General features: G+C 42.5%; 9 protein-coding genes. 4 read left to right on the top strand and 5 right to left on the bottom strand.

The genetic code is table 11. The features are described from left to right. Positions 1-69: 69 nt before the first annotated feature. A complete protein-coding gene (locus MHM99_RS20320; RefSeq protein WP_239220408.1) occupies positions 70-1107 on the bottom strand; it encodes a hypothetical protein in 1038 nt (345 codons plus the stop codon). A gap of 77 nt (positions 1108-1184) precedes the next feature. Here MHM99_RS20320 and MHM99_RS20315 point away from each other — a divergent pair, with 77 nt between their 5' ends. After that, positions 1185-1340, top strand: a complete 156-nt coding sequence (locus MHM99_RS20315; RefSeq protein WP_196494314.1) for a hypothetical protein — start codon at positions 1185-1187, stop codon at positions 1338-1340. 3 nt (positions 1341-1343) lie between these two features. Here the strand turns inward: MHM99_RS20315 and MHM99_RS20310 are convergent, their stop codons facing one another. Then, complete coding sequence (locus MHM99_RS20310) at positions 1344-1862, bottom strand: HAD-IA family hydrolase (RefSeq protein WP_239220407.1); 519 nt, start codon at positions 1860-1862, stop codon at positions 1344-1346. 281 nt (positions 1863-2143) lie between these two features. Between MHM99_RS20310 and MHM99_RS20305 the strand changes: the two genes are divergently transcribed. Together MHM99_RS20305 and MHM99_RS20300 are read left to right on the top strand one after the other, a co-directional pair. Next, the gene (locus tag MHM99_RS20305) at positions 2144-3037 is read left to right on the top strand and encodes a DMT family transporter (protein WP_168463282.1); all 894 of its coding nucleotides are present in this window, start codon (positions 2144-2146) and stop codon (positions 3035-3037) included. 157 nt (positions 3038-3194) lie between these two features. Next, positions 3195-4994 carry a GGDEF domain-containing protein gene (locus MHM99_RS20300; RefSeq protein ID WP_168463281.1) on the top strand — a complete coding sequence of 600 codons (1800 nt, stop codon included), beginning with the start codon at positions 3195-3197 and terminating at the stop codon, positions 4992-4994. A gap of 70 nt (positions 4995-5064) precedes the next feature. Here MHM99_RS20300 and MHM99_RS20295 read toward each other — a convergent pair whose 3' ends face one another. Continuing rightward, complete coding sequence (locus MHM99_RS20295; RefSeq protein WP_343213295.1) at positions 5065-5640, bottom strand: trehalase family glycosidase; 576 nt, start codon at positions 5638-5640, stop codon at positions 5065-5067. Between the two features lie 109 nt (positions 5641-5749). Next, the gene (locus MHM99_RS20285) at positions 5750-6010 is read right to left on the bottom strand and encodes a hypothetical protein (RefSeq protein WP_061094013.1); all 261 of its coding nucleotides are present in this window, start codon (positions 6008-6010) and stop codon (positions 5750-5752) included. Positions 6011-6591: 581 nt separating this feature from the next. On the opposite strand from MHM99_RS20285, the gene MHM99_RS20280 reads away from it, so the two are divergent. After that, positions 6592-6744 (top strand): hypothetical protein, encoded by a 153-nt coding sequence (locus tag MHM99_RS20280; RefSeq protein ID WP_342339138.1) that lies wholly within the window; start codon positions 6592-6594, stop codon positions 6742-6744. 180 nt (positions 6745-6924) lie between these two features. Here MHM99_RS20280 and MHM99_RS20275 read toward each other — a convergent pair whose 3' ends face one another. Next, a complete protein-coding gene (locus MHM99_RS20275; protein ID WP_239220405.1) occupies positions 6925-7380 on the bottom strand; it encodes a hypothetical protein in 456 nt (151 codons plus the stop codon). Between the last annotated feature and the right edge of the window lie 436 nt (positions 7381-7816).

Raw genomic sequence — 7816 nt, 5'->3', positions numbered from 1 at the left:
CCCTGCATCAGTGGAAAAAGACGATCCGCTGGCTTGATGAACTCACCGCTGAAGCTTGCATGAGCAAGATTACATGCTAAATTCGTGGGGATCCCTCAGCACTAGGTTTGTCACTAGCTTTGTTTTAGGTAATGAAACTAAGCCTAATTGTGAGGAGGCGATAAGGATGGAATTGTAGGGGTCTATAGCTATTTTGGTTACTGACCTTATCGCTTCAGACGTCAATATAGGATTCATGAAAGGGGGAGCCGATAGTTTTTCATCTTCTAACAGTAAAAGGCGACCGTCGGAAACCCAGATCACCCCATCTTCATCTTTAACCACATCTTGGATATAGGTGCCACCAATTCCCTCAGTTGGAACGAAGCGCTCGTTACTTCCTAATATGTACACCCCTTGTGGACCGCCGATATATAATTCTTCATCAATTACTTTAATAAACGTTGCATTTGATAGTAATGGTAGCTTGCTACTCAATTTAAATTCTTGCAGATTATCTAATGCCCCTTCAATTGAAAGATAGCCCTTATTAGATGCTACATACGCATTGTGATTGTTTGCAAAAAGCGAGTAAGTGCCGTTTAACTTGAAGGATTCTAATTTGGAATTTAGGCTTGTCGATTGCCCTGTAGTTCTATCTACTGCAATGACATCGTCAATGACTGAGAAATATAAATGACTAGATGTCATTGCCATAGTCCAAATAGAACTCGACCATTCACGATCACTAAATACTTGCTGTGAGTTTTTATTTTCTAGATTAACTTTAAAAACACCAACTCCATATTCAACAACCCATAGGTCCGTTCCATTCAGTTGAATGTCAGAGATAACCCCTGTGGCGTGATTAGATGTGTTGAACTCTAATTTCTCAGACTCGTGTCCAATAACTTCAAACACCCCGTTTTCTGCTGCTACATAAACTACTTTGTTTGAAACCTCTAAGTCTCGAATTACACCTGATGGAATTCCATCAAATGATGTTCTCCCCTCTAAGTTAATACCGATGGCATGGCTCAATTTTGGAAAAACTAAGAAAAAAATTAGAAATATTGGGACACAAGTATGGATTTTCTGTCGATAAGCACAAATTGTCTCAGTAAACATGTCTTACATCCCTGTTTAATTATTATTTTATGTGTGCTCATTCGAGCTTGAGAATCAAAAAACAAAAAGGAAAAGATATGAATATCGAACAAAAAACAAACATGCAAGAGCTTACCGAGGCAGAGTATACTAAAGTATATGCTGGAACTAATACACCAACGTGGGGAATAGACTTTTACGTGATATTACCAATTGGGCCTATCAAGCCAAAGAAACCAGATGTAAATAGTTAATACCTAAACCAACAACCACTTCATCCCAGCATTCTCGGCGGCTTGCTGATCATAAATAAAGTCGCCTACATACAGGCAGTCTTCAGGTTGAAGCTGCCATGTGTTCGCCACCATCAGTAATGCGGTTGGGTCGGGCTTGGCTGGGGCATCTTCGCGGGTTAGCACGTAGTCAATGGGTATGCCGTTATTAGCTACCTTAATTGCGGTGGCTTGGCGGCAGTTACGGGTAACTATTGCCATGGGGAGTTTGTGTGCCTGCGCCTTTTCCACCATGGCTTTGCCAATGGGTAACCACTTGGCATTTTGCGCATCGTCAAGTTCGTGCTGCAATATAGCTCGGTGAGCATTCGCTTTGGTGTCGGCGCAGCTAAGGGCATCTACAAAGGTAAGAATATCTTCGTTTTGTGGGCAGCCTACGTCGGCGCGCATTTGTGTGAAGTTAAGGCTAGACTCTACCAAGGTGCCGTCTAAATCGAATATTACACCTTTAATGCCGGTTAAGTTCATCTGCTCTACGCTCACGCTTTTCTCGTCCTTTTACTTCACTGTTATTCTTAAAGTTCGGTTAACGCCCACTTAATTGAGAAAAGCGCCTAACTTACTCACGAATTTTACCGCCAACATAATGCCACGAAAGCCTTTAACCTTCAGTTACGTTTGCTTAAGGCTTCAATATATTTAGTTAAAAACTACTGATGTGATTTAAGTTTACCCCGCCCACACCTTGCATTAGCATAGCCGCTCTTTTTGGCAAGCTACTTATTTGCCCCAGCGTTTTTGGGCAAAGTTTTAACAGGTAATTTATGGGTGTTTTTGCTGCGCTAGGTACAGCGCTTTGTTGGGCAATTGCTGCGCGTTTATTCCGTAGAACGGGTAACGCATTTTCGCCGCTTACCATGAACTTTTGGAAGGGGCTTATTTCTATTGCCATTTTGGCAGTGGTTTTAGTAGTGGTTCAGCCAACAGGGCTTAGTACTCATGCTGTTTTGTGGCTATTGCTTAGCGGGCTTATTGGTATAGGCATTGGCGATACCTGCTTTTTTAAAGCCTTACAAAGCATTGGGGATAGCCAAGCGGTGTTGGTCGCCGAAACCCTTGCGCCTTTATTCACTGCCCTTTTTGCTATGGCTTTTATTGGCGAATGGATTACCTGGCAGCAGTGGGTTGGCGTTGCAGTAGTACTGTTTTCGGTAGATATGGTTATAAAGGTACGCAAACGCAGCACTACACACGTGTTTGCAACCAGTGGCTATTTATATGGTGTGGGCGCGGCGTTATGTCAGGCAGTTGGTGCCGTAGTTAGCCGCGACATTTTAAGTGCCGGTGAAATTGACGCTGCCAGCGCTGCGTTCTTGCGCTTAGTTGGCGGTATGGCCTTTGTGGTGCCATTTATAGCCCTAACCAAAACGCGCTACATGCCCGTTATTAACTATGAAAGCGACAGCGGAAAACGTGTATGGCCTGCTTTTGTGTTAGCTACACTGCTTGGCACTACTGCTGCTATTTACCTACAAATGTTTGCGTTTGCTTATGCAAAAGCGGCCGTGGTTCAAACCCTTATTGCTACAAGCGCATTAATGTCGCTAGGGGTTGCGTGGGTACTTGGAGAGCGTGCCACCAAGGCAACTATTGTATGGTCTGCCGTTGCCCTCGTTGGAGTGGCTATATTGGTTAGTTTTAGGTCGCCTGCCCACTAGCAGGCATTGCAAATACATTACACGTGCTTACCTAGCTTAACGATTAGAAAACAGTAGACGCATTAAGATACAAAAAATAGCTAACTTTTAGGTGCTCCGTGTAGTAGTTCGGGGTTCAAATCGATATTATGAAGAAAAAACAAAAACGTTATTTCTCATGTTTCAAAGGTTATCCTTAACAGTATTCTCTTTCTTGAGCGTTGCGCTAGCTTCTTTTGCCGCATTGGCAAACGACAGTATCGATGCCGTTATCGAAAAGGTACGCACGCCTTCCTATGACTGTCCCAATCAGTCTCTATTTCCTGAACTTGAAGACACGCTCGCGCTAGAGTCGCTTACTTCGCAACAACGTTTTGCTTTAACCGTAGCCAAAGGGCAGTTTCTAATTTGCCGTGGTAAGTACGAAGAAGCTGAAACTATGCTGCTTAAAGCTATTATGCAAAGCAATATTGATGAAAGCTCTTATGCCTTTGCATCGGCTATTTATCAAATTGGCTTTTCTTATGACGCCAGAGAAAACCCAGCACGCTGTAAGTACTACCAACAAGCCCAAGAACTATCATCGCCCGAGCGCCACAGCGATATCTTTACCAGTTCTTCTTTAGGCCTAATTAACTACTGTTCAGAAACCACTTCACCTGAAATAAGATTGGGTAAGATGTTTGGTGTGCTTAAGCGTTATTCAAACGACGGCAGCCCCGGTGAGTTAGCGCATATTCACAACGCAATTGGTTTACTATACGGCGATTTAGAGCAACATGCCTTAGCAGCAGAGCAATATCTAAAAGCACATGAAATGGGCTTGCTTGTATATGAAGGCAGTAACAAGGTAAGTATTCTTATTAGTGCTATTGTATCGCTGTTAAGTAGCGGCCAAACCGACAAAGCTTATCAGAGCATTTTAGAACTAGGTGTACTCAATAGCGAAATAGACACACCGCTAACCAACTTCTTGTATCAGTATGCACTGTCTATTTACTATAGAAAAACACAAAACTACAACCGACTTACCTACACCCTTCCCGATTTAGAAAAAGCGTCTTCGAGCATCTCGAGTTCGTTTGGCGAGCTTCTTGTTAACTGGCACAAAGCTGAGATTTGCTTACATGACAACGATCTCACCTGTATTAAGCAGTATATATCAGGTATTGAAGCGTTAAATGATGACGCGATACCGCCGGTCTTTCGTACAAATTTGGATTACCTTAGCTTCAACGTATCCATGTATATCGCACTGCAGGACTTAGCTAAGGCGAAAGAAGCGCACGAGATTTATTCTAAAGAAGTAACTAAGCGCCGTGAAGTTACTCAAGACTCGGCCTTAATTATTGGTGCTGCTAACGTGTATACCCGCATTTATGATTTGGAATCTGCGATTGAACAAGCGGAACAGCAACGAAAGAACACGCTGTATACCGCTATTGTTATTTTCCTTCTGGTAAGCGGTATTACTGGCTACGTACTTCGTAGAAAACACCTTGCGCGCAAAGCCATCGATCCCGTTACTCTGCTGCTTAATGCGAATTCGGCGATAGCCCGCATTAACAAGCTTGATGCGCCGAAAAAAGGCCGGGCCATTGCCATTGCTATATTTGACATTAGCAACCTGCGTGAAATAACGCGGAAAATGGGGTCAACAAAAGGTGATTTAGTATTACGACAAATTGCACAAACTCTCCAAAATGTTACCCGCGGTAACGATATTTTAGGGCGATTTGGTACCGAGCAATTTATCTTATGTTTGCACAATATTGAAGAACGAAGTGCGCGACAGTTTTTCGATCGCGTACAGAACGCGTTAGACAATACCTTTGAAAACGATGCGACTTCCGACCATATCGTGGTTGAGTCGCAGATGAGCGTATTTATTGCTAACGAGAAAATTACTGGGCTAAACGACATACTCGATGATATTGCCATGTCGATTGATATGGGTAACCGCTCAGGCGACAATTAATATCTACACCATCAAAAACGCGCGGCCCGTTGTTAAGGTACCGCGCGTTTTTGTTTTAACCGAAGCTTGTTTACTGGTTCAGGGATGTCTGAAAGCGGGTATACACGCCGTTGGTCCATCCGAAACCTAGCTGAACGTCGTATTCACCGCCGCCTGCTTTTATTTCTGGGTCACATACATTGTACTTTTCTAACAGCACGCCGCTTGTTGCGAAGTGGTTTTCTATGGTTTTGCAAAAACGCAACATAATGGTTTGTGCCTGCATATCAAACCCGTAATTACGCAACCCTTCAACGGCGAAAAGTTGAAGTGGTGCCCAGCCATTTGGCGCATCCCACTGTTGCGATGTAATGTTGGAAGTGGTTACCACGCCACCTTTTTTTAACAAGATGTTTATTGCGTTAATTCGCGCTGCAGATGCCGCACTGTAGCGCGCTTGCTCGGCACCTTTAGTCACGCTTGCCAGAGTCTGTTCAAGCGTTACTAAAAGCGCATTTAAATCTACGGGAATAATTTCAGTTGTACGAATACTTGCTAGTGAATTGGGATTAGCTAGCCAGCGCGAACTAAAGTCCCAACCCGATTCGCAAGCCGCGCGAACATGCTGGTAAAACTGACTTTTGTCAGCGCCTATGTGCTCTGCTATTTCTATGTCTTCTCGTTAAGACTCAGGGCGAGGCGTAGGCTCGGTGTCGAAGTAAAAACAAAGAAGTCTTACCGAAGTAAGACTTTTTTCAAATCGAAATACAAAACAATTAAACTTTTGCTAGCTCGGGCCGGTTTGGCTTAAAACCTTGTGTGCTGCAAGAATTGCGTTTCGTTTCTAGTGCGCTTAGTTGACGCTTAAGCCATGACTTCTGAATACCTGACTTAGCTGCGTCCATTTCAGTGCTTACACGAGTGATTTCTTTTCCGACGTTCACGCATGCTTTCTTATTCGGTTCAAAGCCACCATTAGCTAAAACAGAAGAAGAAAACATTAAAGCTGATACTGCTATAAGCGTTTGCTGTTTCATAAGAGTCCCCAACTACTCGTTACAATCCCGGGTTAGTGTCATACCGTAAGAATGAGCATATATTTGCTCTCAAATCTGTAAGGAATATAGCAGGCCTTTTATTCTAGTTAGGTACTACAAAACATACGCAGTAATAAAACTTTGCCTACCTTGTTCTTGCTAACGCACATAAGCCATTGTCTTTTTTATTATATCGACAATGATTTACCTTACCATTCCACTTACGTATCGATTTTTATATTTTTACGCACTAAATAGTGAGCCTTTCCATAGTATCGGCTACAGCAACAGCATTCTGCAGCAGCATTACTCATTATTAAGCGATGCTATTAAAACACCTTAGCTTTTCTGGAACAAGAAAAGTTATAACAATCCTTTTACAGGTTTTAGGACAGAAATTGCATTCTGTAAGTATTTGCTCACTATACTTACAAACGACTACCAGCCGAAAGCTTCTCTACCGTTTGCATAACGCTTCTGCCCATATCATCTAAGCTCACTACGCGCTTCGCTGCCCCTTTTTCAATAGCAACTTTGGGCATACCAAAGGCTATAACACAGCTCCGAGTGAGGTATGGGTTATTGGAGACAGTGAGGAGTCAGAAATTAGTGCGGGTAATAGTTTAGGTATGAAAACGGTTCAGATACTTCGACCGGGCGTTAAAAAGTCACCAAAGGCACAATTCCATGTGTCTTCACTTCAAGAGTTTTTAAGTTTGGTACAGATGTCTTAACGCTTGTGTGTTCGTCATCATCAATGACTTGAGGTGTTAATTGGCCTTTCAGCCCCGCTTCATGCTGCTTATTAGTGGAAACTATCTGTTCATTTCGATTTCATCGATAAGCACCACTAGGGGACATTATCATGCCCAAATTCATCTATATCGTGAATCCATTTATTTGAGGCCGGTCAATTACGGATCCAAACTTTCAGCATCAGGCAAAGGTGTGTATTTGTATCCAGTCAATACCCAAACTCTATTCAAATAAGTGTAAGTCCACTCCCTGGTTCCATCAGCTCTAGCCTGTTTGACTGTTTGCTTATTACCTTCTTTCGGTGCTAAATCAGGATTTGGGACACTGTTAAAGGTTTCGAAAGCACTTTCGGTTCCTTTATTGGACTTTACGACACCCGAACAGAAATGTTTCTTACTTATCAAAGTATAAGGTTCGTTAAGGTCGAAAGTGTTAGTGCTAATTGCTTCATACATTGCATCAATCAGTTCAGAACTGAGAGTAGGGTTGCCTTTTTCCTCTACTACTTCAGTACTACAAACCGTTTTTGCTAAGGTAGAACCGGAAAATACAATAGATGAAACCACGAAGAATGTTACATAAGCACCTAATTTAAATACAATTGGCGACTTCACACGTACTCGATGGCTTTTATTCGAAAACAGAAAACTATGAATATACTTAAGCATCGTAATTAAACTCCCTTTTAATTTAAATTGTGAAAGTCCACACTAAAGCCTAGTCGTAACCCATGCAAAACGCATTAAATCAAACCTCGACGATTAAGTGCATCAAATTACTTAGATTAAAAGTCAATAAGTGCACCGCTCGCTAAATTAAGTACCCTTTCGTATGTATTAACGCAGAATTTGGCATAACTGGATGGTTAAAGCACTAGAGAAAGAACTTTTATCAGAATATTTTTTGGAAAAACAGGATTTGATTGAAAATTTGGGACTGGTTGGCCGAAATCATCGAGTAGGGTGAGGCGTCACCGCCTCATCCCTCTCACAGAACCGTACATACGGGCCTCGTATACGGCTCATGTACACAGTTATTTAGCGTAATTGC

The sequence above is a fragment of the Alteromonas sp. MmMcT2-2 genome (assembly GCF_022348305.1).
GTDB lineage: Bacteria > Pseudomonadota > Gammaproteobacteria > Enterobacterales > Alteromonadaceae > Alteromonas > Alteromonas macleodii.
The sequence above is the reverse complement of the archived record's forward strand: the minus strand, read 5'-3'. Positions and strand labels throughout refer to the sequence as shown.